The organism is Insolitispirillum peregrinum (assembly GCF_900156605.1).
Lineage (GTDB): Bacteria > Pseudomonadota > Alphaproteobacteria > Rhodospirillales > Rhodospirillaceae > Insolitispirillum > Insolitispirillum peregrinum.
Genome location: NZ_FTOA01000002.1, coordinates 636,979 through 663,555, shown reverse-complemented (window position 1 = coordinate 663,555; position 26,577 = coordinate 636,979). Strand labels below are relative to the sequence as shown.

31 protein-coding genes are annotated in these 26,577 nt (G+C 62.4%); 28 read left to right on the top strand and 3 right to left on the bottom strand.

The window, feature by feature from the left end; genetic code table 11:
- Window positions 1-73: 73 nt before the first annotated feature.
- From BW995_RS07015 to bioA, 11 genes are all read left to right on the top strand, one after another.
- Window positions 74-775, top strand: a complete 702-nt coding sequence (locus BW995_RS07015; RefSeq protein ID WP_175617007.1) for a thermonuclease family protein — start codon at window positions 74-76, stop codon at window positions 773-775.
- Window positions 776-842: 67 nt separating this feature from the next.
- Complete coding sequence (locus tag BW995_RS07010) at window positions 843-1,646, top strand: class I SAM-dependent methyltransferase (protein ID WP_076399442.1); 804 nt, start codon at window positions 843-845, stop codon at window positions 1,644-1,646.
- A gap of 400 nt (window positions 1,647-2,046) precedes the next feature.
- A complete protein-coding gene (locus tag BW995_RS07005) occupies window positions 2,047-3,489 on the top strand; it encodes a hypothetical protein (protein WP_076399441.1) in 1,443 nt (480 codons plus the stop codon).
- A gap of 273 nt (window positions 3,490-3,762) precedes the next feature.
- Window positions 3,763-5,241, top strand: a complete 1,479-nt coding sequence (locus tag BW995_RS07000; RefSeq protein ID WP_076399440.1) for a DUF2339 domain-containing protein — start codon at window positions 3,763-3,765, stop codon at window positions 5,239-5,241.
- Window positions 5,242-5,247: 6 nt separating this feature from the next.
- Window positions 5,248-5,616, top strand: a complete 369-nt coding sequence (locus tag BW995_RS06995; RefSeq protein WP_076399439.1) for a DMT family transporter — start codon at window positions 5,248-5,250, stop codon at window positions 5,614-5,616.
- A 5-nt stretch (window positions 5,617-5,621) separates the two neighbouring features.
- Entirely contained in the window at window positions 5,622-6,629 is a 1,008-nt protein-coding gene (locus BW995_RS06990) for a glycosyltransferase family 2 protein (protein WP_084194644.1), read from the top strand.
- A gap of 5 nt (window positions 6,630-6,634) precedes the next feature.
- The gene (locus BW995_RS06985) at window positions 6,635-7,837 is read left to right on the top strand and encodes an aminotransferase class I/II-fold pyridoxal phosphate-dependent enzyme (protein ID WP_139332798.1); all 1,203 of its coding nucleotides are present in this window, start codon (window positions 6,635-6,637) and stop codon (window positions 7,835-7,837) included.
- A gap of 7 nt (window positions 7,838-7,844) precedes the next feature.
- Entirely contained in the window at window positions 7,845-8,465 is a 621-nt protein-coding gene (locus BW995_RS06980) for an alpha/beta fold hydrolase (RefSeq protein WP_076399438.1), read from the top strand.
- On the top strand, window positions 8,462-9,268 hold the full coding sequence (locus tag BW995_RS06975) for a methyltransferase (RefSeq protein WP_076399437.1): 807 nt from the start codon (window positions 8,462-8,464) through the stop codon (window positions 9,266-9,268). The genes BW995_RS06980 and BW995_RS06975 overlap by 4 nt, the downstream gene beginning before the upstream one ends.
- Window positions 9,258-9,941, top strand: coding sequence for a dethiobiotin synthase (gene bioD / locus BW995_RS06970; protein ID WP_076399436.1), 684 nt, complete (start codon window positions 9,258-9,260; stop codon window positions 9,939-9,941). Before BW995_RS06975 ends, bioD begins: the two co-directional genes overlap by 11 nt.
- Window position 9,942: 1 nt before the next feature.
- Window positions 9,943-11,280 carry an adenosylmethionine--8-amino-7-oxononanoate transaminase gene (gene bioA / locus BW995_RS06965; RefSeq protein WP_076399435.1) on the top strand — a complete coding sequence of 446 codons (1,338 nt, stop codon included), beginning with the start codon at window positions 9,943-9,945 and terminating at the stop codon, window positions 11,278-11,280.
- 115 nt (window positions 11,281-11,395) lie between these two features.
- Here bioA and BW995_RS06960 read toward each other — a convergent pair whose 3' ends face one another.
- Complete coding sequence (locus BW995_RS06960) at window positions 11,396-11,683, bottom strand: DUF2628 domain-containing protein (protein ID WP_139332797.1); 288 nt, start codon at window positions 11,681-11,683, stop codon at window positions 11,396-11,398.
- A 372-nt stretch (window positions 11,684-12,055) separates the two neighbouring features.
- On the opposite strand from BW995_RS06960, the gene BW995_RS20425 reads away from it, so the two are divergent.
- From BW995_RS20425 to BW995_RS06915, 9 genes are all read left to right on the top strand, one after another.
- On the top strand, window positions 12,056-12,283 hold the full coding sequence (locus BW995_RS20425; RefSeq protein ID WP_139332796.1) for a hypothetical protein: 228 nt from the start codon (window positions 12,056-12,058) through the stop codon (window positions 12,281-12,283).
- 322 nt (window positions 12,284-12,605) lie between these two features.
- Complete coding sequence (locus BW995_RS06950) at window positions 12,606-13,082, top strand: hypothetical protein (RefSeq protein ID WP_076399432.1); 477 nt, start codon at window positions 12,606-12,608, stop codon at window positions 13,080-13,082.
- Between the two features lie 134 nt (window positions 13,083-13,216).
- Window positions 13,217-14,020: a protein phosphatase CheZ gene (locus tag BW995_RS06945; RefSeq protein WP_076399431.1), complete on the top strand. Its 804-nt coding sequence runs from the start codon at window positions 13,217-13,219 to the stop codon at window positions 14,018-14,020.
- A 146-nt stretch (window positions 14,021-14,166) separates the two neighbouring features.
- Window positions 14,167-14,451 (top strand): 50S ribosomal protein L28, encoded by a 285-nt coding sequence (gene rpmB / locus BW995_RS06940; RefSeq protein WP_076399430.1) that lies wholly within the window; start codon window positions 14,167-14,169, stop codon window positions 14,449-14,451.
- Window positions 14,452-14,565: 114 nt separating this feature from the next.
- Window positions 14,566-15,045: a hypothetical protein gene (locus BW995_RS06935; RefSeq protein ID WP_076399429.1), complete on the top strand. Its 480-nt coding sequence runs from the start codon at window positions 14,566-14,568 to the stop codon at window positions 15,043-15,045.
- 156 nt (window positions 15,046-15,201) lie between these two features.
- Complete coding sequence (uvrB, locus tag BW995_RS06930; RefSeq protein ID WP_076399428.1) at window positions 15,202-17,328, top strand: excinuclease ABC subunit UvrB; 2,127 nt, start codon at window positions 15,202-15,204, stop codon at window positions 17,326-17,328.
- Between the two features lie 92 nt (window positions 17,329-17,420).
- Entirely contained in the window at window positions 17,421-18,224 is an 804-nt protein-coding gene (locus BW995_RS06925; RefSeq protein WP_076399427.1) for a CoA transferase subunit A, read from the top strand.
- Between the two features lie 11 nt (window positions 18,225-18,235).
- Entirely contained in the window at window positions 18,236-18,916 is a 681-nt protein-coding gene (locus tag BW995_RS06920) for a 3-oxoacid CoA-transferase subunit B (protein WP_076399426.1), read from the top strand.
- A gap of 14 nt (window positions 18,917-18,930) precedes the next feature.
- The gene (locus tag BW995_RS06915) at window positions 18,931-19,611 is read left to right on the top strand and encodes a Crp/Fnr family transcriptional regulator (protein ID WP_076399425.1); all 681 of its coding nucleotides are present in this window, start codon (window positions 18,931-18,933) and stop codon (window positions 19,609-19,611) included.
- Here BW995_RS06915 and BW995_RS06910 read toward each other — a convergent pair.
- The gene (locus BW995_RS06910; protein WP_076399424.1) at window positions 19,593-19,988 is read right to left on the bottom strand and encodes a hypothetical protein; all 396 of its coding nucleotides are present in this window, start codon (window positions 19,986-19,988) and stop codon (window positions 19,593-19,595) included. The two genes, BW995_RS06915 and BW995_RS06910, sit on opposite strands and share 19 nt — an antisense overlap.
- A gap of 251 nt (window positions 19,989-20,239) precedes the next feature.
- Between BW995_RS06910 and BW995_RS20735 the strand changes: the two genes are divergently transcribed.
- Window positions 20,240-20,383 carry a hypothetical protein gene (locus tag BW995_RS20735; protein WP_175617006.1) on the top strand — a complete coding sequence of 48 codons (144 nt, stop codon included), beginning with the start codon at window positions 20,240-20,242 and terminating at the stop codon, window positions 20,381-20,383.
- A 159-nt stretch (window positions 20,384-20,542) separates the two neighbouring features.
- Here BW995_RS20735 and BW995_RS06900 read toward each other — a convergent pair whose 3' ends face one another.
- Window positions 20,543-20,749: a hypothetical protein gene (locus tag BW995_RS06900; RefSeq protein ID WP_076399422.1), complete on the bottom strand. Its 207-nt coding sequence runs from the start codon at window positions 20,747-20,749 to the stop codon at window positions 20,543-20,545.
- Window positions 20,750-21,222: 473 nt separating this feature from the next.
- Between BW995_RS06900 and cysQ the strand changes: the two genes are divergently transcribed.
- From cysQ to BW995_RS06870, 7 genes are all read left to right on the top strand, one after another.
- Window positions 21,223-22,005, top strand: a complete 783-nt coding sequence (gene cysQ / locus BW995_RS06895) for a 3'(2'),5'-bisphosphate nucleotidase CysQ (RefSeq protein WP_245821335.1) — start codon at window positions 21,223-21,225, stop codon at window positions 22,003-22,005.
- The gene (locus tag BW995_RS06890; protein WP_076399421.1) at window positions 22,002-23,246 is read left to right on the top strand and encodes a MipA/OmpV family protein; all 1,245 of its coding nucleotides are present in this window, start codon (window positions 22,002-22,004) and stop codon (window positions 23,244-23,246) included. Before cysQ ends, BW995_RS06890 begins: the two co-directional genes overlap by 4 nt.
- Window positions 23,243-24,022 (top strand): DUF3108 domain-containing protein, encoded by a 780-nt coding sequence (locus BW995_RS20420; RefSeq protein WP_139332795.1) that lies wholly within the window; start codon window positions 23,243-23,245, stop codon window positions 24,020-24,022. The genes BW995_RS06890 and BW995_RS20420 overlap by 4 nt, the downstream gene beginning before the upstream one ends.
- The gene (locus tag BW995_RS20415; protein WP_139332794.1) at window positions 24,023-24,991 is read left to right on the top strand and encodes an L-threonylcarbamoyladenylate synthase; all 969 of its coding nucleotides are present in this window, start codon (window positions 24,023-24,025) and stop codon (window positions 24,989-24,991) included. It begins immediately after the preceding gene.
- 228 nt (window positions 24,992-25,219) lie between these two features.
- Window positions 25,220-25,780 (top strand): CDP-diacylglycerol--glycerol-3-phosphate 3-phosphatidyltransferase, encoded by a 561-nt coding sequence (gene pgsA, locus BW995_RS06880; RefSeq protein ID WP_076399420.1) that lies wholly within the window; start codon window positions 25,220-25,222, stop codon window positions 25,778-25,780.
- A gap of 46 nt (window positions 25,781-25,826) precedes the next feature.
- The gene (gene moaD / locus BW995_RS06875; protein ID WP_322099113.1) at window positions 25,827-26,081 is read left to right on the top strand and encodes a molybdopterin converting factor subunit 1; all 255 of its coding nucleotides are present in this window, start codon (window positions 25,827-25,829) and stop codon (window positions 26,079-26,081) included.
- A 7-nt stretch (window positions 26,082-26,088) separates the two neighbouring features.
- Window positions 26,089-26,577 (top strand): molybdenum cofactor biosynthesis protein MoaE, encoded by a 489-nt coding sequence (locus BW995_RS06870; protein ID WP_076399419.1) that lies wholly within the window; start codon window positions 26,089-26,091, stop codon window positions 26,575-26,577.

Here is a 26,577-nt window from a genome sequence, read left to right as displayed (position 1 = left end):
GGCTATCCGGTTGTTCAGGGGGGAGAATCGCCTGCTGCACGGGGCGCTGTTAACATTACTTCTGGTTGTTGGAATGACAGTGGATACCTTGGCAGGGCAACGGGTACAGGAGCTTCGGTCCACCGGCGAGATCATGCTGAAATCAGGGGATACGGTCTGTCTGGCGGACGTGGTTATGCCCTCTGTCCTGATCGGTGACGCAGGGATGGATGAACGGGTGATTGCGACCCTGAAAATCTTTCTGGATGGAAAAGATATACAGGTCGTTCCATCTTCTGATTGGGCAGGGCGCGATCGCTATGGGCGGATATCCGGCGACGTTGTTGACCCGACGGGTCTGAGCGCACGCGACCATTTGCTGTCTGCCGGGCTGGTGATGGTCTATGCGGGGGCTGACCGGCCTGCGGGTGAGGTCACAGCATTGCTGGCCCGCGAGGATCTGGCCCGCGAGCAGGAACGCGGCCTGTGGCGTTCACCGCAGGTGCTGGACCCGGCACAGGTGACAGCCTCCCGGCAGACGATGGTACTGGTGGAAGGCATCATCCGCCGGGCACAGGAAACGTCTTCGGGCGGGTATCTGAACTTCGGCGATGACTGGCGCACCGACTTCACCGTGAAAGTATCCCCGGCCGCGGCCAAAGCCCTGCGCCGCCGGGACGGAGGACTGGAGGCACTGAACGGAAGAATGGTGCGGGTCCGTGGATGGGTCCGCCCGGAAAATGGTCCGATGATCGATCTGGATCAGCCTGCCCATCTCGAACTCTTGCCCCCGTAAGACGGCTGGGGCACTGTCCTGATCGGGCAGGCGTGGGCCGGGAATGCACGCAACAAGGAGAGACAGAATGTCGGTTTTGATGGATTTGGTCCTGCTGTACGAACGCCGGGGGTACCATGCCGCCAGCGGGCTGGACCGCGAGCACACCAACGACTCGCTGAGTGAATTTACCTGGCTGTTTCAGGGGGACACCCAGTTGACCGAGCATCTGGGCATTGCCTTGAAGGAATTGTATTTCCTGGAATGTGCGCTGGGAGCTCCACGGCGGCGGGCGGTGATGCCGGTGCCGCACTGGATGCCGCAAGGGGTGCTGGTGATCGGAAATTCCTTTGGCTGGAGCAGCTTTGCCCTCGCCTTGCTGTGCCCGCAGGCGCAGGTGGTGGCGATTGAAATCGGGGCCGAGCCGTTTACCGCGCAATGGATTCCCCGCTGTAATGCCATCGCGCAGGAAGAAGGCTTGCCGTTGACCGTGGTACAGGGGGCATCGCCTCAGGCGGTGGCACCGGTGATGACGGGGGATGGCCCACTGGCGGGGGTGCCGCTCGACCTGGCACTGATCGACGGACATCATACCTGCGCACAGGTGGCACAGGATCTGGCGGCGCTGGCACCGTTCCTGCATCCGGGCAGCGTAATCCTGTGCCATGACGTGCTGGCCTTTGGCCTGATGGAGCCAGTCGCAGCCTTTGCCTGTCAGCATGGCCTGACCGCCACCACCCTGTGGGGCACGCCATCGGGGATGGTGGTGCTGAGCGGAACCCGTGCACCACTGGCCGTGCTGGAGGCCTGTTATGCCTTTGGTGGCAGTGCGCGGGCGGGGGAAACGGTGGCCTGGCTGCGTGACATGGCCGCGATTCGCGCCGGGAAATGACATTCCGTCGAACCTGCGGGATACGCGCTGGCCGGGGTTTGCGTCCGGATGCCTGCCGCATGACATTTACCGGGCATTGCCGATCGTGTATCTGTGTTGATCCATGCGGGTGGAAAGCATAGGCTCTATGGTCTGAAATGAATCGGAATAAAAATGCATTGCACCTCCGTTTCCCTATGACCTGATCTGTCATCGCTTCATGTCGTCACCTTGACAAAGGCCTTGCCGGACTTGCAATACGCTGACTCTCTTTTTGAAAAAACGGATTGTCTCGTACATTTCCTTATTTATGCGGACTGGAGCTTCACTGATGCCGCTTACATTTAAATATAATGAAAACAGCTCTTTACCCCTATTTGCATGGGCATCCATTCAGTCTAGAGGCTCCGATATTGTCGAGGTGCTGCACGGCGCTGCGGTCGAAACACATCCGGCATGGGGGGGCGATGCCGTCTGGCCGGGGGCGTTCGAGACGCCGGTCCTGACGGATGGCTATCTGCTGGGGAGCGCCATCAGCATCTCTGGCGAAGAGGTTGTGTACAGTTCCTCTTTTCACAGCCTCTCCCGGCTCCATATCATCTCTCAGGGGAGCCGCCTGATTGTCTCGAATTCACTGGCCTTCGCCCTGGCGCTGGCCGACGATGAGCTGGACGAGCAATACCCCCTGTATGCCCGTGACCTTTACAGCGTCCGCACCGGCATGGATCACTGCAAAAAGAAAATGCCAACCCGGAATGGTTCCATGAGCCTGTTGTACGGGAAATCGATCCGGGTCACGCGGGATCTGGTCATCCGCCATCAGGACCGCGTCCTGCCGGACGACTTTGACGACTTTGCAGGTTATAAAAGGCACGTTCTGGACGCCGTGGCCGCATTGTCGGCCAATGCCGCAGACCCGCGTCGGAAAAAGCCGCTGAAGGTCATTTCGACGCTGTCTTCCGGGTATGATTCGGCCTGCTGTACCATTGTTGCCCACTCACAAGGCTGCAACGAAGCCATCTCGGTGGTGAATGCAACGAAATCCCAGGGCGATATGGATGATTCCGGCAAAGCCATTGCTGAAACGCTGGGTCTGACCCATTACAAGATAGATCAGAATGATTATCTGACCAGCGGACATGCCTATGAGGCCGAATTCATCGCAGCCAATCCGACCGGCGAAGATATCGCCATTGCCGGGGCCGAACATTTGCTGTCCGGACGGTTGCTGTTGATTGGTCACCATGGCGACAAGGTCTGGACGCCGAACATCACCAATGCAACCGATTACAAGCGCGGTGATGCCAGCGGGGGCTCGCTGGTGGAATTTGCCCTGCGGGTCGGCATTGTCCTGCTGCCGATGCCGTTCATCGGTGCCCATCTGCAACCTAAAATCAACCGGATCAGTTCGTCTGCCGAGATGAAGACTTGGTGGATTCCGGGGAACTACAACCGGCCAATCCCGAGGCGGATCATCGAGGATCATGGCATCCGGCGCGGCGACTTCGCCACCGACAAAAAAGCTATTTCCAATACGATTGCACGCATTTTTGAGCTGAAAGACCGTCTGGAAAACGGACAAAAACAGGCGGGAAGCTATAAGGAATATGCCCGGTCAATGAACAGCCGCATGGGGTTGCGTGCCCGGTTGTCCTTGCTGATCAGTGAAAAAGGCAGCCTGCTGGCCGAAAAAATTGTCAATCGTGTCAACTGGATGTTTTCCCTGCTCAGGATTCCATACCGCTTTGCCCGCCCGTTCCGGGGGATGGCATTTCGGCTGGGGGCCAACTGGCCCATTTATCACTGGGCCGTAACAGAGATGCGGGCGCGGTACAAAAGCCAGATTGACCATCCCGGCAACTGATCCGGCAACGCCGTGTGCGAGCCGGCAAGACGGGGAGACAGGCGGCCAGTCCTGAGGGACGGGCCGCCTGTTTTGGTGTTTGCGCACTCTGGACAGCACACAAGACGTTGCTGAAGCCTGCCAAGACGGCTACACACGGCCCTCAAGAGCATCAGGCGAAAGGTGAGCACTGGTTTTCGCTGACACGATGCGGCAAAACAAAAGCGCGGAGCATGCTGTCCGTTTCCACCTGCGGCAGCATCGTCCCGCGCTGTTCAAGGGGCCTCGTCCGGTATGCCTGTTTCATCCCGTTCATCGTCACTCGTCACCGCATGCTGCGTCCTGCTGGCCGCTCTGCTGGTGGTCTGGTTGCCTGCTTTTGGCCGCAAGCCACCGCCCGAGCCTGCTGCCGATGCCGTGGGGTACCTGAACATCGCCTACCATCTGGCCCATCATCAGGTTTTTGCCGATCCGGGAACGCCGCCGACATCAACGCCGCCGTCGGGGTCGATGGTGGCTCCGCTGTATCCGGCGTTGCTGGCGGGCATGATGCGGACAGACGCGGTCTTTGATCAGCATGTCGATTGTTTCCTGCATCGTTTTTATGCCGCGACGGATCAAGCGGCCCTCGCGGTTGCCTGCGACGGAGTGCCCCCCGAGGCCACTGTAACCCCGAAAGGCTGGGGGCATTCACTAACCATCCTGCGGCTGTTCATGGCCTTGGGATTGGCGCTGGTCTGGCTGGGCGCCCGCCGCCTTGGCCTGTCCCGCCCGGCGGCAGGGGTGGCCTTTGTCCTTGCCGCTGTCTCGGGGGCCTATGGCGAGTATGGTCAGCAATATCTGACCGAAGGCCTGACCCTGCCGTTGGGAACGCTGGTTTCGCTGTTGCTGGTCGAGGGCTGCCGTGCCCTCGGAGCACCCGCATCCTGCAAACGCGTCCTGCTGTGGTGGCTGGTCGCGGGGGCGGCGTTTGGGGGGGCTGCCCTGACCCGACCGACCTTCAGCTATGTTCTGTATCTGGTGGTACTGGCTTTGGGGGGAGTTGCCCTGTGGCGACTGGTCCGTCGGCAACCGCTGCTGCCGGTGCTGCTGGCCGGTGCTGCGTTGGTCATCGGCTATGGAGTGGTAATTGCCCCGTGGCTGTGGCGAAACCACCAGCTGTTCGGCCTGACCGCCATCACCGGCCCGTATGGGGGGTACATTCTGGCCCAGCGCGTTGCCTATAATGCGATGAGCGCGCGGGAATGGCTGGCATCCTTGCTGTTCTGGCTGCCGGATTTCGGCGACAGCCTGGCCCGTCTGTTCTTTCCGGCTGATCTTTTGGCCCGGCTCGACTGGTACTCTCCCGATGCCTACTATGTGCTGGGCAACGGCGCATGGATGCGCGAGATGCTGGCGCAGGCGGGCAGCAAGGATGCCTTGCAGGGCTGGGTGCTGCGCGAAAAGGTGTTTACCGACCTGCCCACCCATCTGGCCGTGACCATCAGTCTCGCCCTGCGCGGCCTGTGGGTCAGCAAATACTTTGGCCTGATCGGGGCAGCGTTCTGGCTGCCATCGCTGGTGGGTGCGGTTCGTCGGCAACAGGGGCTGTGGCTGGCCTTTTGTGCTCCGGCAATTGTTCTGCTGGGCCTGCAAGCCTTTGTCTCGGTCAGCATTCCCCGCTATAACCTGCTGGTCATCCCCTGCATGGCGATTGCCGCCGCACCGTTACTGCTCGCATGGGGACAGTGCCTGTCCCGCACCGTGTGCCGTCTGTTCAACAAAAAAGGCTGATCATCCATGGCAGGCTCCGCCCTGACACCAGTCAATCTGGTGATGCTGTCCGGTTTTGCGCTGTTGCTGGCTGCCGGGCAGTTCATGTTCAAATTCGCCGCCCAGTCCAGCCCCAGCCTGTCATCCTTGCAAGGCTTTGTCGGGCTGGCGCTGTCGCCGTGGCTGTGGATTGCCCTGACCCTTTATGGCACCGCAACCCTGTTGTGGATTTTCATCCTGCAACGGGTGCCGCTGTCGCTGGCTTACCCGTTCTCGGCGCTTGGTTTTGTGATTGTTCCGGTCGTTGCGTGGCTGGTCTTTCACGAACCGCTGACTTTACGCTATGGTCTGGGTGTTGCCCTGATTCTGGGTGGCCTGTTTGTTCTTTCACGGTGATTTGCATGACCGCTCCGGCTCCGGCGACTGATGCCCTGGCTCTGGTGACCGCCCATGATGCCGCCATTGTGGCGGTGGTGATTCCCTGCTATCGCGTCGGAGATGCCGTTTTCCGCGTCATCAAGGGTATTGGTCCCGAAGTCCATCGCATCTATGTGATTGATGACTGCTGCCCGGAAAAGACCGGCGATCGCGTCGAAAAGGACTGTGACGATCCGCGGGTGGTGGTGGTCCGTCACCCGGTCAACAAGGGCGTCGGCGGGGCGGTGATCACCGGGTACACCCATGCGGCCAGCGATGGCGCAACGGTGGTGGTCAAGCTCGATGGCGACGGCCAGATGGACCCGACCCTGATCCCGCGCTTTATTCGCCCGATTCTCGAAGGCCGCGCCGATTACACCAAGGGCAACCGCTTTTACCGCCTCAGCTCGTTGCGCGGCATGCCGCCGATTCGTCTGTTCGGCAATGCGGTCCTGTCGTTCCTGACCAAGTTTTCCAGCGGCTACTGGCAGGTTTTCGACCCGACCAACGGCTATACCGCCATCCACGGTGCCTTGCTGCGGCACATGCCGCTGGACAAGGTGGCGCAGGACTATTTCTTTGAATCCGACATGCTGTTCCGCCTGAACACCCTGCGGGCGGTGGTGCGCGACATCCCGATGGATGCCGTTTATGCCGACGAGGTCTCCGGGCTGAAGATCGGCAAGGTGATCCCGCGCTTTCTGGCCCGCCACACGGTCAATCTGGCCAAGCGCATCTTCTACAACTACTTCCTGCGCGATTTTCAGGTCGCCTCGCTGGCCCTGATGCTGGGACTGCCGTTGACCCTGACCGGCATGCTGTTCGGGATCAGCGCCTGGCACGAGTCGGCAGCGCAAGGGGTGGCGACCCCGGCCGGGACCGTCATGCTGGCGGCGCTGCCGATCCTGATTGGCAGTCAGTTGCTGATGTTGGCCATGGCCTATGATATGCAGAACCAACCAACCTTGCCCGCCCACAAGGACATCGAGTAGCGCCCATGGCAGGACCACGCTTTGAGCAGCAGATGGCAGACCGGCTACGGACCCTGACGGCCCGTGGTCTCCAGCGTGATCTCCGCGCCAGCAGCATCCCCGGCCCCGGCCTGATCGAACGGGCGGGACGGCGGTTGCACAATTTCTCGTCCAATGACTACCTCGGGCTGGCGCTGCATCCGGCCCTGATTGCCCGCGCGCACGCCTGGGCCAGCGAGTATGGCGCCGGTGCCACCGCCTCGCGGCTGGTGTGTGGCTCGCTGACCGCCCACCAGCAGGTGGAACGCAAGGTGGCCGAGCTGAAGGGCAAGCCCGCAGCCCTGGTGCTGAACGCGGGCTTTCAGGCCAACCAGACCATTCTCGCCACCCTGCTGGCCGAGGATGTCGCCGGACCGGACCCGCAAGTGTTTGTGGACCGGCTGATTCACGCCAGCATGTACGAAGGCCTGAAGTCGGCCGGGATCATGCCCAAGCGGTTCCGGCACAACGATCTGGACCACCTTGATGACATGCTGGGCAAGGCCCGGCGGACCTCGCCGGACTCGACCCTGTTCATTCTGGTCGAGAGCGTTTATTCGATGGACGGCGACCGTGCCGATCTCGCCCGCCTGTGCGACATTGCCGACAGCCACGAGGCCTTTGTGTACGTCGACGAAGCCCACGCCACCGGGGTGCTCGGCCCGCAAGGCCGCGGCCTCAGCGCCGATCCGGCGGTGCGGGGACGGATCGACCTGATCATGGGCACCTTTGGCAAGGCCCTTGGCGGCTTTGGGGCCTATGTTGCCGGGTCGGAAACCCTGTGTACCTATCTGGTCAACCGCTGCCCCGGCCTGATCTACACCACCGCTCCGCCGCCGTCGGTGCTGGGGGCGATGGATGCCGCGCTGGACCTGTTGCCCTCCCTTGATGCCGAGCGGGAGCGGGTTGCAGGCCATGCCGAACTGGTCCGCCAGACCATCACCGGCTGGGGCGGGAACTGCGCCCAGTCGACCACGCAGGTGGTGCCGGTGATCCTCGGGCGAGAGGAGGCCGCACTGGCGGCGATGCGGGCGCTGGAAGCCGCCGACTGTCTGGCCGTTGCCATTCGGCCGCCAACGGTGCCCCCCGGTACCGCCCGCTTGCGGCTGACCTTTTCCGCCGCCCACAGCCCGGAACAGGTGGCAACGCTGTTGACGGCCCTGGAGCCGGTGATTCGGTCATGCCAGTGAGGCCGAAATGATTGTGCTGGTCCATGGCTGGAGCTTTACGCCCGCCGTCTGGCACGGGGTGCGCGCCTGCCTGCCGGACAACCTGCCGGTTACGGCGGTTGATCTGGGCTTTTACGGGACCCCGTCGGTACTTCCCCCGATCGAAGGGATAAGGCTGGCGGTTGGGCATTCCTATGGGGTGATGTGGCTGTTGCACCAGCTTCCGCCCTCGGTGCCGTTGCTGTCGGTCAATGGCTTTGCCCGCTTTTGCAGTGGAGACGGCCAGAGCGGTGGAACTCCGGTGCGGATGGTGGAACGGATGATCAGCCGCTTCGGTAGTGATCCGCTGGGGGTGCTGGACAGTTTCCGCGCTCGCTGCGGTGTGACCACGCGCGAAAGCGGCAGCCCGGACAGTGTTGCCCTGACCGCTGGCTTGCGGGCCTTGGCCGATGATGACCAGCGGTCTGCCTTGCGGGCGCGTCAAACGGTGCGGGCGCTGGCCTGTGCCGATGACGAGATTGCTCCGGCGACCCTCAGCCTTGAAACCTTTCCCCCCGAGCAGCTCACCCTGTTGCCCGCAGGTGGCCACCTGTTGCCACTCAGCCAGCCCGACCGTGTCGCCGAAGCCATCCAGAGCATGGTCCGATGACCTCCCCCCGGCCTGCCGCCGATGCCTGGAAGGATCAGGTTGCCCGACGATTCGGGGCGGCGAGTGCGGGCTATGATGATGCGGCAGGCAGTCAACAGGCGATTGCGACGAGACTGGCCGAACAGTGCCTGTCCCGGCTGCAGGAGAGGGCCCCCCGCCGGGTGCTGGAAATCGGCTGTGGGACCGGTTTTTTGACGGCAGCCCTGTTGCCCGCCTTGCCGTCTGTCACCGACTGGCATGCCACCGATCTGGCCGCCCCGATGCTGGCCGCGACCCGTCAGCGCATCGAAGCTCTCGGCATTGCCCCGGAGCGGCTGCACACGGCTGTCATGGATGGCGAGGCTCCCACCCTGTCCGGTCGCTGGGATCTGGTTTGCTCCAGTCTGGCCGTTCAGTGGTTCCGCGATGTGCGCGCCGGGCTTCAGCGTTTGATCGACAGTCTGGCCCCCGGCGGGCTGCTGGCGGTGACCACGCTGGGCTGCGACAGCTTTGCCCTGTGGCAACAGGTCTGTGCTGAAGACGGGCTGAGCACCTTTGCCAGCCGCTACCCGGATGCCGACCGCCTGCGACAGTGGTTTCCTTCAGCGAGCATCCATGAGCATCATCAGCCGCTGGACAGCGAGGCCACCGGCATGGCGTTCCTGCGGGCTTTGCGCGCCATCGGTGCCGACAGTCCGCCCCCTGACCACCAGCCCGCACCCCCGGCAGCCTTGCGGCGGGCGATCCGGCGGCTGGGTGCCCGCAGCGGCGGCACCTATCATGTTCTGACCGTGTTAGCAGAGAGGCCTTGCGATGCAAGATAGCCCGTTTTCGCCCGTGCCCGGCTCGTGTTTTGTCACCGGCACCGGTACCGATGTCGGCAAGACCGTGGTGGCGGCGGCTTTGGTGGCCGCGTTGGGGGCCGACTACTGGAAACCGGTTCAAAGCGGTACCGATGAGCTGCCTGCCGGAGACGCCGGAACGGTTGCCCGGCTGGCCGCGCTGGGCGAAGACCGGCTGGTGCCAACCGTCTATGCCTTCAAGGCCCCCCTGTCCCCCGATCAGGCCGCCGCCCGCGAACAGGTGACCATTGACCTCAGCAGCCTGACCTTGCCCCGCCGGGACCGCCCGCTGGTGGTCGAAGGGGCTGGAGGCATTCTGGTGCCGCTCAGCCGTCGCCACACGATGGTTCACCTGATGGCCCGCCTGCTGTTGCCAGTGGTGGTGGTGGCCCCCAGCGGTCTGGGCACCATCAACCATACCCTGCTGACGCTGGAAGGGCTGCGCCATCGCAACCTGCCGGTGGCCGGGGTGATTTTCAGTGGTCCGCCCCACCCGGACAATGCCGAGTCGGTCGCGCGGCTGGGTGCCGTTCGGGTGCTTGGAACCTTGCCCCGCCTTGATCCCCTCACCCCTGCGGCGCTGGCGCTGGCGGCTCAGGCCCTTGACCTGTCGCCGCTGATTGATCCGCCCACCCGTGGTTTTGCAGAGTTCTGACATGTCCCGTCTGTCCCCCGCCGAGATCATCGCCCTTGACCGTGCCCACGTCTGGCACCCCTTCACGCAAGCGCAGACCGCTCCCGATCCGGTGGTGATCGAGCGTGGTGCAGGAGTCTCGCTGTTCGAGCCCGATGGCCGGGAATGGCTGGATCTGGTGTCGTCGTGGTGGGTCAACCTGCACGGCCACGGCCACGCCGGGATAGCCGATGCCATTGCCGCGCAGGCCCGTACGCTGGAGCATGTGATCTTTGCCCAGATCACCCACCGCCCTGCCGCCGAGCTGTCAGCCCGTCTTGCCGCCGCCTTGCCCGCCGGACTGGAGCGGGTGTTCTTTTCCGATAACGGCTCGACCGCCATCGAAGTGGCGATGAAAGCAGCCCTGCAATTGCACCGCAATCAGGGGCAAAACCAGCGCCGGCGCTTTCTGGCCTTTGACGGCGGCTATCACGGCGATACCGTCGGGGCGATGTCTGCCGGGGTCTCGTCCGGATTCTTCAATGCCTGGACGGAAATGCTGTTCCCGGTCGATGTGCTCGACCTGCCAACCACCTGGATCGGTGACGATGCTGTCGAGGCCAAAGAGGCCGCCGCACTGGCGGCTCTGGACCAACACCTTGCCGCCTATGGTGACCAGATCGTTGCCGCGATCATTGAGCCGCTGGTGCAAGGGGCCAGCGGCATGCGCATGCACCGGGCCGGGTTCCTGACGCAGGCCGCCGAACGCCTGCGGGCGGCGGGTGTGCTGGTGATTTTCGATGAAGTGATGACCGGCTTCGGTCGTACCGGCGCGGTCTTTGCCTGTCAGGAGGTCGGCTTCAGCCCGGACTTCCTGTGTCTGTCAAAGGGGCTGACCGGCGGGTTCCTGCCGATGGCGCTGACCATCACCACGCCTGCGGTCTATGAGGCTTTTCTTGATCCGTCGGTGGAGAAGGCGTTCCTGCACGGCCATTCGTACACCGCCAATCCACTGGGCTGTGCGGCGGCTTTGGCGTCGCTCGACCTGACCCTGTCGGCTGACTGCGCCGCCCAGCGTCAGCGAATCGAACGCCACCACCGCGCCGCGCTGGCCGAACTGGCAGACTTGCCAATGGTGTGCCGGCCGCGTGTGCAGGGCACCATCGCCGCCCTGACCATCCGCATGCCCGATGGCCCGAATGGCAAGGGTGGCTATGCCTCGCCGCTGGGGGCGCAACTGACTGCCAGCTTCCGGCAGGATGGCCTGCTGCTGCGCCCGCTGGGGAATGTTGTGTACATGTTACCGCCCTACTGCATCAGCGATGAACAGCTGGAGCGTGGCTGGCAGGGCATCCGCCGGGCGTTACTGGCTCTGCGTTAAACCTGACGCCACAGGTGCAGGACAGTTTGGAAACAGCAGGGGATGATCACAGTCATCAAACGCAAAAACAGGCACCGGCTTTTAAAAACCGGTGCCTGTTCCGTGACGGGATATCTTATTTCGCGGCGACGGGCTGCGCCGAAATGTTCCATGCCGCAGACGCCTGCTCCCAACCCGGCCCTACCGGACGGTAACCGCGTTCAAGGTAGTAATGGGCCGTCTGCTTGTTGATCACAAACATCAGGTACAGGTTGCTCAACCCCATGGTAATCATCGAGATGATCACCCAGATCAACCCCTGCACCGGCATCCCGCGAAAGAAAAACGGCAAGCCACCGAAAAAGAAGCTGGTCCAGGAAAACCCGACCTTAACCTGACGAACCACCCCAGCATCGTTCTGCATGCTAACGTTCATCATATCCCCCATAAATGATGGAAATTCAAAGCGCGTCTTTCGATCCTTCGTTGACGCACCACCGGATTACCATGCCAAGCGTACAAACAAAAAGCAAATATATGAGCAGCATATTTTTTTGATTGATTTTCAGACTCCTATAGATAACGCTTTGCCATATTATAGATAAAATCATTCCCCATGCCTCAGAATACAATGTAGCGGAAAGGAGAGACTTTTTTGCGTCTATACATGCGAAATGATCTGGGACTGACGCGAGAAGTATCAACAGGCATATCCATCTTCGCCCTGTTTTTCGGCGGGCTGGTTTTCCTCGTCCGCGGCATGCCTGTGCATGGCCTGTTATGGATTGTCCTGTCCATGTTCACATCAGGACTGAGTAATGTTGTGCTGATGGTGCTGATCAATCGCATCACCGCCGTCCACTATCTGGGACAAGGCTATTACCCCACCGGCCCCGGCTGGGATAAAGCCGCCCGGAAATGGAACATCATTCTCCCCGCCCCCCCCACTCCTCCCCGCCAGATTGTCCGGAACGGATTCGGCCAGACGGCCGGATCACGGCGGCGCCGTCGCCGCCGGACTTGAATTGACGGGTGAAAAACCGCTACCATTTCTTCTACTCCTTCTGAAAATGGATGCTCTGCAGCAAAGGGGCTGGGGGGCATGGCAGCACTGTGATACCATTGGCAAAATACCGCCAATGGCTGCATACCGCCCGATGGATCGGTACCCGTGAGTGTTCCCCGCCATCAGCATCTGGTGCAGGACCGGGGTAGCCCGCCGGGGAAAAGCGCAACGGAACCGGGTTTCGCAACGTCCGCGCGGCAAAAAACCTGAAGGTGTGAGCATGGCTCACCGCTTCAGACGTGGTAAACAGGCTCGGCGTGGTAACAGGGAGTGTGTAGGCGTGGCGTTGTTCAGCAAGGCAATCCTCGGCCTGTTCGGCAATCCGGCGTCGCGGGAAAGCGATGGCGACAAGGCTGGCGCGACTCCGGCCTCCACCGCCCATCAGGCGTACAGCAAAGCCGGACGTGTGGTGCAGAAACAGGGAAAAACCGTCCTGACCGCGCCTGTCAGCACCACCGAGGCTGCCAGCGGCATGGGGAACATCCCCGAGCCGGTCATGCCGGAAATGCCCGCCTCGACCGATGGCACCGACAGCGGCACGGCCAGCGCCAGAGGCAAGCCCCTCCCGCGCAAGGCCGGGTCGCCAGCCTTGCGGCCCATGACCCCCGAACGGCGCGACCTGATCCAGAAAGCTCTGGTCATCCATCGCGCCAAGCAGGGTATTCTGGCCGACCTCAGCCCCGAGCAGAGGGCACGCCTGATGTTGATGGCAACCCAGGCGTTCCGCCTGGACCACAAGGACCAGAAGAAGACCTGACGACAAAAAAGACGGAAGCGCCGGAGGCTTTCGCCTATGAAAAAATATCCATTTCCCGCCTCCGGAAAGATTGCGTCCCTCGCCGGGGGCGTTATGTTAGACACCAACGAGGCATTAAGGTTGCGCGCGGAACGATGAATACTCAGGGACGCCATGATGCGGATGTTCTGAAAAAGGAACTGGTTGGCCTGTTCAACCATATCCAGCGCATTCGCCGGGAAATCGCTGCCATCCGCCGTCCTGGCGCGGCGAGCGGCGAAGACCACTTCATGCAGATGAGCGACGAGCTCGATGCCATCGTTGAAGCGACCGAGCAGGCGACCAACTCCATCATGGAGAACGTTGAACAGATGGAAGATCTGCTCAACGACCTGCGCGCCCTGCAAACAGACCCGGCTGCCGTCGCCCTGCTGGATCAGATCCCCGAGAAGACAGCCGCCATTTTCGAGGCCTGCGCCTTTCAGGACATCACCGGCCAGCGCATTACCAAGGTGGTCAATTCCCTGCAATTCGTCGAAACGCGCGTCAACGCCCTGGTCAGCATGTGGGGTGCCAACGAACTGACCAAGGTCGGGCCGCAGAAAACCGAAGAACGGGACGAATACAAGCGCTACCTCAATGGCCCCCAGCTTTCCGGGCAGGGCGTCAGTCAGGCCGACATCGACGCAATGCTGTTTGGTGCGACTCCGGCAGCAGTGGCGAAACCCGTGGTTGCTCCCACCCCGGCCCCGCCCCCCAAACCGGCCCCGGTCAGTGCCCAGCCTCCGGCAGTAAAGCCTGCCGCCCCGGCTCCTGGTGCTGCCAAACCAGCCGCAGCACCTGCCCCGGCCCCCAAACCGGCCCCGACTCCCAAACCCGTCGCAGCCAAACCGTCTGCGCCGCCAGCCTCCGAAGGCCCGGCGATGGGACAGGACGATATCGACAAGCTGTTCGGCTGATCCCCGGACAAGTCAGGCGCTCCCAGAGTCCTGACGCGGCTTGATATCTCGCTTTTTGCCGTTTTTACTTGACGGAAACGGTTGTGGCGGATAGAAAGCCGACCTTCTAAAGTTTCCACCGAAGATGTAACAAGAGGAAGAAAGCTATGGCCCGTCGTTGTGTCGTCACCGGCAAAGGCGTGCAGACTGGCAACAACGTCAGCCACGCGAACAACAAGACCCGCCGCCGCTGGCTGCCGAACCTGCAGGAAGCCGCCCTGCTGTCCGAAGCCCTGGGCGAAACCCTGACCCTGCGCGTGTCTGCCCATGGTCTGCGCACCATCGAGCACCGTGGTGGCCTGGACGCCTACGTCCTGAGCACCCCGTCGCCGAAGCTGACCACTGAAGCCCGTCGTCTGAAGAAGCGCCTTCTGGCCCTTCAGGCCGCCTAAGGTTCGACACCCTTCTTCGGTGTATGTTTCCAGGGCCCGCGCGCTGTATCAGTGCGCGGGCCTTTGGCGTGTCTGGAACGGCTCTGGCCCGATGATCAGGAAGAGGACCCGGGAATGGATCGCCCGCACCTGTCGAATCATCCGCTGTTTCTGGCGCCTTCGGGGCGATGGACTGCCGATGGCTGGTACGTCGAACAAGGTGGCATCCCGATTCCCTGCGGTGGCACCCTGATCCTTGGCGAAGATGAGCAAGGCTGGGCGATGGAACTCGACCTGCACCTGATGCTGGTCGGGCAGCAAAATCTCAGCGTCAACATCGTCACCGAATTCGAGCCATGGGATGAGGGCGATCTTGATACCCTGTGGGCGGCGGACATGACCGCTGTCGGTGGGCTGGTCGGGCGCATGTCGGTGGTCGGCGACGCCATCCTGTCCAGCGGCGTCTCGGCGGACGGCTCGGTTTCGCTGCAGGAATGTTTCCTGTGGGCCGAGGACGATACCTATGAACTGCGCGGCCTGCTGACCCAGCAGGGCGAGGTCATGGGACGCTGGACTCTGACGCTGGAAAACGAGGATGACTCCTCGCTGTCGTAAACCATCGTTGATACGAAAACCGGTGCCTACTTTTCGCATGATGCTGACTCTTGAATGTCGCATCGTTGATGCGAAAACCGGTGCCCACTTTTCGCACGATGCTTTAAACTCCCTCCTCCGTTCCTGCTTTGGTCCAGACCACTTCCGGAGGCCCCGATGACCGTTCACCTTCCGATGTACAACCGTCCGCCAGCGGGGCCACGGGCGGATTTCCGGCTGGCGTCCGACTACCAGCCCGCAGGCGACCAGCCCGCCGCCATCGCCGCGCTGCTGGATGGGCTGGAGGGCAAGGAACGGGATCAGGTGCTGCTGGGGGTGACTGGCTCGGGCAAGACCTTTACCGCTGCCAAAGTGATTGAAAAGATGGGCCGCCCGGCGCTGGTGATGGCTCCGAACAAAACGCTGGCCGCCCAGCTTTATGGCGAGATGAAGGCCTTTTTTCCTGATAACGCGGTGGAATATTTCGTTTCCTACTACGACTATTACCAACCGGAAGCCTACGTCCCCAAAACCGACACCTACATCGAAAAAGACAGCGCCATCAACGAACAGATCGACCGCATGCGCCATGCGGCGACTCGGGCGGTTCTGGAACGGCGCGACGTGATCATTGTCGCCTCGGTGTCCTGCATTTACGGCCTTGGCAGCGTGGAAAGCTATTCGGCGATGGTCCGCCGGATCAAAAGCGGTGACATCCTCGACCGCAACGACCTGATGCGCTCGCTGGTCGAGCTGCAATACCGGCGCAACGACGCCTCGTTCCAGCGTGGCAGCTTTCGGGTGCGCGGCGACTGCATCGAACTGTTCCCGGCCCACTACGAAGACCGGGCGTGGCGCATCGACCTGTTCGGCGACGAGGTGGACGGCATCTATGAATTCGATCCGCTGACCGGCGAGAAATCAGCCACCCTGTTGCAGATTGACGTCTATCCGAACAGCCACCACGTCACCCCGCGCCCGGCCCTGTCGCAGGCGGTGAAGGGGATCAAGGCCGAGTTGGCGGTGCGGCTGGCCGAATTCGAGTCGCAGGGCAAGCTGCTCGAAGCCCAGCGCCTGCGCGAACGCACCCTGTTCGACCTCGAAATGATGGAAAGCACCGGCCATTGCAAAGGCATCGAAAACTATTCGCGCTACCTGAGTGGCCGCAATCCCGGTGAACCGCCGCCGACGTTGTTTGAATACCTGCCCGAAGACGCCCTGCTGTTCGTCGATGAAAGCCACGTCACCGTGCCGCAGGTCGGCGGCATGTTCCGGGGTGACTTCAACCGCAAAAGCGTGCTGGCCGATTACGGCTTCCGCCTGCCGTCCTGCGTTGACAACCGGCCGCTGAAATTCGAAGAGTGGGATACCATGCGCCCGCAAACGATCCTGATTTCGGCGACTCCGGGACGCTGGGAACTGGAACAGACCGGCGGGGTGTTCGTCGAACAGATCATTCGCCCGACCGGCCTGATTGACCCGGTGGTGATCATCCGCCCGGTCGAACATCAGGTCGATGACCTGCTGGCCGAGGCCAGGGACTGCGCCCGCAAGGGGCAGCGGGTGCTGGTGACCACCCTGACCAAGCGGATGGCCGAAGACCTGACCGAATACATGGTCGAACACGGCGTGCGGGTGCGTTACATGCACTCTGACGTCGATACCCTCGAACGGATCGAAATCATCCGTGACCTGCGGCTGGGGGCCTTTGATGTGCTGATTGGCATCAACCTGCTGCGCGAGGGACTCGATATTCCCGAATGCGCACTGGTGGCGATTCTCGATGCCGACAAGGAAGGCTTCCTGCGCTCGGAAACCTCGCTGATCCAGACCATTGGCCGCGCCGCCCGCAACGTCGATGGCCGGGTGATCCTGTATGCCGACCGCATGACCGGCTCGATGGAACGCGCCATTGGTGAAACCAACCGCCGCCGCGAAAAACAGCAGGCCTATAACGCCGCCCACGGCATCACCCCGGAAACCGTCCGTTCGCGCATCACCGATATCGTCGGTGACATTGCCGAACAGGACTACATGACCGTTTCCACCGGCACCGTCGGCGAAACGGCGCTGGTCGGGCACAACCTGCGCACCACCATCGCCGAGCTGGAAAAGAAAATGCGTACCGCCGCCGCTGATCTGGAATTCGAGGAAGCCGCCCGCCTGCGCGATGAACTGCGCCGTCTCGAAGCTCTGGAGCTGGAAATGCCCTCGGTCGCCTCGGCCATGGCCCGCCCGGCGCCGACCTCGATCGCAGGCACCACCGGCTATAAGAAGGCCCAGAAGGCCCGCCGACAGCGCTGATAAGGTTCATTCTTTCACCAATTGTTATCCGTGTAACAGTCTTTGCCTCCGCGTCCTCCTAAACTGCCGAAAAACAGCAGGAGGAGCATCCCATGATACCCGGCAAACCAACCCGCGAGACCAGCCCGCCCCATCCGCTCGACAAGGTAATGCCCCTGTCTGCCGCCCTTGCGCCCTTGCAGCCAGGGATGCGATTGATGCTGGGGGAGTTTGTCGGTGCCGGAGAACCGGTTGCCTGCGTGCGCTGGCTGCTGGACTCCGCCCTTGATGAGCTGACCCTGATCGCCAACACACCCGGCCTGCGCGGCGGCTTTCTCAAGGCCCTGCTGTTCGACAGCGGGCAGATTCGGGAATACATCGGCACCCATGTCGGGACCACCGAACAATCCACCGCCGCCTATCTGGAAAACCGTGTGCTGGTGCGCGAGTTTTTCCCGATGGGAACGTGGGCGGAAAAGGTCCGCGCCGGAGCGATGGGGCTGGGCGGCATTCTGGTGCCGGTCGGAGTCGGCATTCTCGACCAGCCGGGCCTGTTCCCCGACCTGCCGACCGCCAAACAGACCCTCGATCTCAACGGCCAACGCTATTTTGTCGAACCGGCATTGACCGCCGATGTGTCGATCATCAAGGGCTGGCGCGCCGACCGCCTCGGCAATATCGAATTTCGCGGCACCAGCACCCAGAACCAACGCGATATCGCCATGGCCGGACGCTATACGGTGGCCGAGGTCAATGAAATCGTCGAGGTGGGCGAGATCCCGCCGGAACGGGTTGGCTGCCCCGGGGTGTTCGTCAATGCGGTGGTCCAAGGGGTATCCCTCGCCGAGCAACACGAGCTGTATCGCCAGCACTGGGTCAAACTCGGTCGCCTGCACGCTCCCACCGCTGCTGTATAAGGATACCCGCCATGACCTCGCTCAAAGACCGTATCGCCCGCCGGTGTGCGCAGGAACTCCACGCCGGACAGGTGGTTAACCTGGGACTGGGAATCCCGACGCTGGTCGCCAACCACTTGTCACCCGATGCCGCCGTGATCTTCCACAGCGAAAACGGCGTGTTCGGCTTTGGCCCCAAGCCGGACTATCATCACGCCGACAGTGATTTCACCAATGCCGGCTGCGAGCCGATCACCCTGCCCGCCGGAGCCGCCCTGATGGATCTGGCAACCTCGCTGGGGGCGATGCGCAACGGCTATATCGACGTCACCATTCTGGGGGCGCTGGAGGTCGATGCCGCAGGCAACATCGCCAACTGGGCCACCCGCCGGGCCGGGCGCTGGTGGCCGGGTATCGGCGGAGCGATGGACTTATGTTACGGCACTCCAACGGTGATCGCCGCCCTGCAACACACCGACACTCACGGCCGCCCCAAGGTCCGCCATCGCTGCACACTGCCGCTGACCGGGGCGGGCTGCGTCAAGCTGATCGTCACCGAGCTGGCCGTTTTCGATGTGCTCCCCGGTGGCGGGCTTTTCCTGCGCGACCTGCAGGAGGGTGCAACGCTGGAGCAGGTCAGAAACAGCACCGAAGCCGACTTTACCGTTGCGGAAACCGTGCTGGCGGGGAACACTGTCGCTGAATGCGTTTAGCTGGTGAGTCCCCCATGATCCCTGCCGATGTCCTGCACCATGTCGCTGCCTGGTCGCGGACACTGGAGCCACGGGCCTTCGAGCGGGCGCGCGCTGGCGTGCAGGAGCGAACTTATCCCGCCGGCAGCGAAATCTGCGCCCACGGCCAGCCGTTTGACTACTGGGGCGGTGTGATCGAGGGTCTGATCAAGCTGCGCACCCTGTCAGCGGATGGCAAGGAAGTGACACTGGCCGGAGTCCATGCCGGGGGCTGGTTCGGGGAAGGATCGGTGCTGAAGGGCGAGCCACGCCGCTATCAGGTGGTCGCCCTGCGGGAAACGCGGCTGGCCCTGCTCGACCGGGCCAGCTTTCTCTGGCTGATGGAGCACAGCACGGCCTTTAACCGCTTTCTGGTCCATCAACTGAACGATCGTCTGGGATTTTTCATGGCGATGGTCGAGCACGACCGCATGCTCGACACCACCGGACGAGTGGCGCAGGCGCTGGCCGCCCTGCTCAACCCGGTGCTCTATCCCGATGTCAATCACCGGCTGACCATCACACAGGAAGAGGTCGGGCAACTGGCTGGCGTCTCACGCCCGATTGCCAACCGTGCCCTGAAAGCTCTGGATGCCGCCGGTATCCTGCGGGTGGAATATGGCGAGATCGACGTTCTGGACCCGGACCGCCTGCGCAGTTACGGACACTTGTCGTAACGCTGCATCGACCCGGAGCCAAAGCTGTATTTTTTCAGCTCGTTGCCGCCTGCGGTGATGGAAAAATCCGGCTCTTCCTGTTCGACCAGTCGCTGAAGACGGAAATAAACCGTCGCACTTTGCGGACTGATCGAACTGTATTTGCCACGGGCAAACCCCCATTCCGTCCGCGACTTGCGCCAGCGATAGCCGCCGTCAGAGAAAATGGCCAACTGGCTGTCAGGATCGGAACATTGCTGCCCCTGAACAACCCAGGTCCCCTTCAGGGAGCCGGGAACATCGTTGACCCATGTGTACTGCTGTGCCTGAACCGGTTCCGAAACGACGAGAACAGACGCGATGGTGGCCAGCAGGGCGATCAGAGGAGCTCGGACCATTGGGGCCTCCTTGTGCGCATCCGGCGCTGGAATATAAATGAATAAACAGGATTCTCTTGATGCTACAGCAAGGTAAATCCTTCTGCCAACGATTCTGCAGCAGGAAACGCAAAAGTGGGGACCGGGTGCCCTCGAAACACGGGCCGGATAAATGAGTGACGATTATATAATGAAATGATAATTCAATGGGCGGAGCGTCCGCTCCTGCCGAACCTGCCGTTCAGGGGTTCTTGTCTGCTGCGAGGCAATGCATGTCTGTTCTGCTCAACAACCCGACCATCCTGGCCGCCGTCATCGCTGGCGTTGCCTTTTTGATCGCCCTGAAGGTTACCGCCTTCCTTGAGCATTTTCAAGTTGACCGTCTACGGTCAACGGCTCGGAAAATGCGGCCCTAAAAGGAAAGAGCGTTTTCGCTCGGTGTGAAAACGCTCTTGTGGTCCGCAAGGTGATGCGCAAGCCGCCGGATCCATCCTGACCGCCCCGGCAAGGGGACGATTGGCTGGAGCTGTCAACCTTGCTCACAACTCCAGGGTTTTGCTTTTGCGCACGCCGGTCTAGGCCGCCAGCAACGCGTTCTGCCGCATCAACCACATGCCCGCCAGCAAACCCACCAGCACCATGACCAGCAACGGGGTCAGGATCAGCGCCGGAGCGGTGGCGACCAGCAGCATCAAAATCATGGTGGCCGCAATCAACAACGGCAACGCCAGAATGAACAGCCCCAGACCCAGGGTAACGAATGTCCTGATCGGGATCGGCATGGCCTTGGTCCTTTCGACATCCTCTGCCATGAGCACGGCAGAACGAGCGATTTGTTTTGTTACTCTCGAAACCATGACCAGATGCGTCTGCAAAGACAATTGTTTTTACCACCTCCATACCTCTGCCCTACACCGACATACCAAAGGCTGGCAGTATAGTCCTGTATTTACACCATAATCCTTGCCCTCAGGATTTCGCATACCAGAGTTGTATACCTCAAAAATATCGCGACTAAAGGGCCTGAGAAAAGAGAAAGGGCAACGTTCACCACAGGGATACGACTCCCAAAGTCAAAGCCGCGAGCAAAAGGCTCTAGAATCGGGCCCCCAATTGGGGGATAACCAACAGCACTCGCGGATTCCCTGAACAGAATCGCCCGATTGCCTGCCGCAACGGGTAAGAAACCTGGCAAAGCTGGCTCTGTCTGCCCGTCAAAGGCCCGTCAAAGGAAGGATTGTTCCCCGTGTCCACGCTGCCCGCATCGCTGTCTGATCTTGCCACCCTGGCCAACGAGCTGGGAAAAACGGCCCGGCGTGCAGGCGCCGCAATCATGGAAATCTATCATTCCGATTTCGCCGTCGAGACCAAGGACGACAAGTCGCCGGTGACCGCAGCCGATGCCGCCGGGGAAAAGATCATCCTCGCCGACCTGCTGCGCCTGACCCCGGATGTGCCGGTGGTGGCCGAAGAATCCGCCGCCGAAGGCCGCATTCCCGATATTGGCAACGGTCCGTTCTGGCTGGTCGATCCGCTGGACGGCACCAAGGAATTCATCAAGCGCAACGGTGAGTTTACCGTCAACATCGGCCTGATTGTCGATCAGCGCCCGCTGTTGGGGGTCGTCTATGCCCCGGCTCTGGACACCCTGTATCTTGGCTGGGGCGTCGGCCATTGCTGGCGCGAAAAGGACGGCCTGCGCGAAGAAATTGCCTGCCGCATTCCCGGCCCCGATGGGGTAGTGGTGCTGGCCAGCCGCTCGCATGCGACCTCCGAAGCGCTGCAGGACTACCTGAAGGACACCCCGGTGGCCTCGGTCACCAATGCCGGGTCGTCACTGAAGTTCTGCCGTGTTGCCGAAGGCGATGCCGACCTCTATCCGCGCTTTGGGCCGACCTGCGAGTGGGATACCGCCGCCGCCCATGCCGTCCTGCTGGCCGCCGGTGGCGATGTCGTGCAGCCCGATGGCGCGCCGTTCCTGTACGGCAAGGCCCCGACCTTCCTGAACAGCTTCTTTATTGCCCGAGGGGCCGCATGAGCACTGTCAAGGCCAGCCTCTCAGGCACCCTGCTGGTCCTTGTGGCAGGATGCCTGCCGGGGCACAGCGCTCAGGCGGAAGAACCGCCATGGTCACGCCCCCCCGCCTGGCTGACCGCCCCGCAACAGGCCACCGCCCGCCCGGTCTCGCCCGAGGTCGCCGCGGTCGGGCTGGGCGCAGGCTCACCCCGCACACATGGCACGACCAGCACCGGCAGCGACTTGATTGTCGGCGCGGCCAGCTACACCCCGCCCGTGCCGGAATACACCGGCCCGACGCAGCATCAGGCCGCCTATCCGGCACCGTTGCCAACCTACAGTCAGGGCCTGCCTGCCAGCAGCAGCCAGATTCTGCAGAACCAGCCCGTAGTGGCCTCCTATACCGCCCCGGCCATCCAGCCAGCCCCCCAAATCGCCGCCGTTGCTCCTGCGACAGTGGTCGCGCCGGTCCCACCGCCGTCGGCCCCACAGGGCAAACCGCTGTGGGAGGTGGGGGTCATCGCCGGGGCCGCCTATACCCCGGATTACCCTGCCGCCGACCAGAACCACGGCCACTACCTGCCGCTGCCTCTGGTCCAGTATCGCGGCGACATCGTGCGCTCCGATGAAAAGGGACTGGTGCGCGGGCGCATTTTCCATACCCGTGATGCCGAGCTTGATGTCAGCCTGAACGGCTCGTTCCCGACCTCGTCCGACGACAACAAGGCCCGGGTCGGCATGCCGGACCTCGACTGGATGGGGGAAATCGGGCCGCGTCTGCAATGGACCGTTGCCCGCGCCGCCCGTCTGGCCAAGGTGGATGTGGAAATTCCGGTCCGGGCTGCCTTTTCCACCGACTTCCATTCCGACTTCAGCTATCGCGGTCTGGTGACCGAACCGGAAATCGCCTACCAGAACAGCAGCTTCATGGACAGCGGCGTTGCCCTGAAGGTCGGTCTGGGAACGGTCTTTGCCACCGAGCAGTTGCAGGACTATTTCTATCAGGTCGATAACCAGTACGCCACCAGCGGACGCCCGGCCTATAACGCCGATGCTGGCTACATGGGCACCCGCCTTGACCTCACCATGGCCAGCGAGCTGACGCCTTGGGTTGGCGTCATTGGCAAGTTCCGCACCGATTTCCATCAGGGGGCGGCCAACGAGGACAGCCCGTTGTTCAAGGATGACGTCTCTTATACCGTCGGTCTGGCCCTGACCATGAAGCTCGCCAAGTCGAAGACCCAGGTCAGCGAAGCCCAATGACACGCCGTGCGCTGCCGCTCGCTCTGGTCCTGATGCTGGCGGGCGGAACTGCCGTCCACGCCGCCGATGTTCGCTTGTCCTACGAGCTGAATGTCGGCGGCATGACGGCGGCAACGGCAGAGCTGCGGTTCATCCCCGATGGACAGGGTGACAGCGGCTACCACCTGATTTCGGACCTGCGCACCGTCGGACTGGCAGCGGTGGTTGTGCCGTTTACCTCGCGGGCCGAAAGCCTTGGACAGCAGGTCGGTACACAGATTATTCCGCAGCAGTATCAGTCCGACAATCTTTGGCGAGGCGTCCCGCGTCTGGTGCAGCTCGCCTATCAGCCCGACAGCCCCCCCGCCCGTGTTACCGTTCCGACGCCAGCCGAGGAAGGGCGTGCCCCGGTCAGCGATGACGACGCCAGCACCAGTCTTGACCCACTGGCCGCCACCTTTGCCCTGCTGCACGATCAGGCCGCACACCCCGTCTCGTCACAGCTTGTCTTTGATGGCCGCCGCCTGTACCGGCTGGGGCTGAAAGACTGCACTGCACGCCGGATTGACCTGCCGGTTTACAAGGGCGATGGCTGGGGCTGCCAGATCACCTACCGCCGACTGGGAGGCCGCGCCGACGAAGCCATGTTCCAGCTTCAGGGCGACGAGCAGCAGGCCAGCCTGTTGCTGGCTCCGGTCGGCACCTTTGGCAGTCCGGTCGCCGTACCATTGCGCGTTGAGGTCGATACCCTTAACTTTGGCGGTCTTGTTGTGTTGCTGACCAGTGGGGCGTCCTGAATGGCGCAAATTTTACCGTTTTCATCCGAGTCCCTGTCTGTTGCGGGCGATGCCCTGCGCGCTGGCCGTCTGGTCGCCTTTGCCACCGAGACCGTCTATGGTCTGGGGGCGTGCGCCTATGATGACACCGCCGTTGCCCGGATTTTCGCCGCCAAGGGCCGCCCGAGCTTCAATCCGCTGATCGTCCATTTTCCATCGAGCGCCGAAGCCCGCCGCGAAGTGGACTTTGATGCCCGTGCCGAGGCGCTGGCCGCCGCCTTCTGGCCCGGCCCGCTGACGATGGTTCTGCCCAGGCGTTCCGACTCCCGCCTGTCACGGCTGGTCTCGGCTGGTCTGCCCTCGGTGGCGGTGCGCGTTCCGGCCCATCCGCTGGCCCATGCCCTGCTGTCCGCCGCCGCCGTTCCGGTAGCCGCGCCATCAGCCAACCGCTCGGGCGGCATCAGCCCGACCACCGCCGCCCATGTCGCCGCATCGTTGCAGGACCGGGTTGATCTCATTCTTGATGGCGGTGCCTGTCAGGTCGGGGTGGAAAGCACAGTGGTTGACCTGTCCACCCCACAGGCGACCCTGCTGCGCCCCGGCGGCATCACCCACGCCCAACTGAAAGCGGTGATCGGGCCGGTCGGACTGTCCAGCGACGCCCCCGACGCGCCGAAAAGCCCCGGCCAACTGCTCAGCCACTACGCCCCCGGCTTGCCGGTGCGCCTGAATGTCACCGCCCCGCAGCCCGGCGAGGCCTGGCTTGGCTTTGGCCCTTGCCCCGGCGCCACCGCCACCCTGTCTGCCAGCGGTGATCTGGTCGAGGCCGCCGCCAGCCTGTTCGCCCTGCTGCACGCCCTCGACGATCCGACCCGCTTCACCGCCATTGCCGTCGCCCCGATCCCTGACCACGATCTGGGGGCAGCGATCAACGACCGCCTGAAGCGCGCGGCGGCTCCTCGTGGCGGCAGTCATGTCGATGACCTGTGAGAATCGTGTGTGAAAGGGCGCACCCACTTTTTCGCACGATGCAACCTCCTCATATCCCGCATCGTTGGTGCGAAAACGCGCACCCACTTTTTCGCACGATGCAACCTCCTCATATCCCGCATCGTTGATGCGAAAAACCGGTTCCCACTTTTTCTCACGATGCTCTAGACTGCCTCCGCCTTGCCCGCAGGGTAACACCTCCTTCTTCTCCGGCTGTGATAGGTCCAGATCGTGTTCAGCCTTCCCAACCTGCTGACCATGTCCCGTATCGTGGTGATCCCGCTGGTGATCGCGACGTTCTATTTCGACTCGGTCGAAAGCCGGTGGCTGGCCGTCATTTTGTTTGGCAGTGCCGCCATCTCGGATTTCTTTGATGGTTGGCTGGCGCGACGCTGGAATCAGGTGTCGGCACTGGGGCGGTTTCTGGACCCGATTGCCGACAAGCTGCTGGTTGCCGCCATCCTGATGATGCTGGTCGGCTTTGGCCGCCTGTCCCACCTGTCGCTGTTGCCTGCGATCATCATTCTGTGCCGTGAAATTCTGGTGTCGGGCCTGCGCGAGTTTCTGGCCGAGTTGCGGGTTGGCATGCCGGTCACCAAACTGGCAAAATGGAAGACCACCTTCCAGTTGGTGGCCTTGCCGGTGGCGGTGATGGGCGACATGGCCCCCTGGGGCATCCCCGCCCGTGAGCTGGGCGAAGTCCTGTTGTGGATTGCGGCGGCCCTGACCATGATTACCGGCTATGATTACCTCAAAGCCGGTCTGAAGCACATGAGCGCCGACGCCTGAAACAGCGTCACGCCCGGTTTCCAACAACAAAGGTAGCGTCCCGACGATGGTGCAGGTTCTTTATTTCGCATGGCTGAAAAGCAGGACCGGCTGCGCCGAAGAGCAGGTCTCGCCGCCTGCGGGCGTGCACACCGTCCGGGATCTGGCCTGCTGGCTGCGCGAGCAAAGCTCCGGCCATGCCGAAGCGCTGGCCGATCTGGCGGTGATCCGGGCAGCGGTTGATCAGGAGCATGTCAGTCTGGACAGCCCGCTGGGAGATGCCCGCGAAGTCGCCTTCTTCCCGCCCGTCACCGGAGGCTGAGGACGGCATGAGCATCACCCCGACCATCAAGGTCCAGAGCGATGATTTTGATGCCGGTGCCGAACTGGCTGCCCTGAATGCCACAGATGGCCAGACCGGTGCTGTCGCCAGCTTCATCGGGCTGGTGCGTGGTGACGACGGACTGGCCGCCCTGACGCTGGAACACTACCCCGGCATGACCGAAAAGCAGTTGCGCGCCATTGCCGATCAGGCGGCCGCCCGCTGGCCCTTGTCGGCCATCACCCTGATTCATCGCCATGGCCGCTTGCCGGTCGGGGCACAGATTGTCTTTGTCGCCACCGCCTCCGCCCATCGCCGGGCAGCCTTTGAAGCCTGTGAGTTCCTGATGGACTGGCTGAAAACCAAGGCCCCGTTCTGGAAACAGGAACAGTGGGCCGATGGCAGCAGCCGGTGGGTCGAAGCCAAAAGCAGCGACGACGATGCCGCCGACCGCTGGCATATCCCGGCAGACGGCGGAGGCAACGGGAGGGCCTGA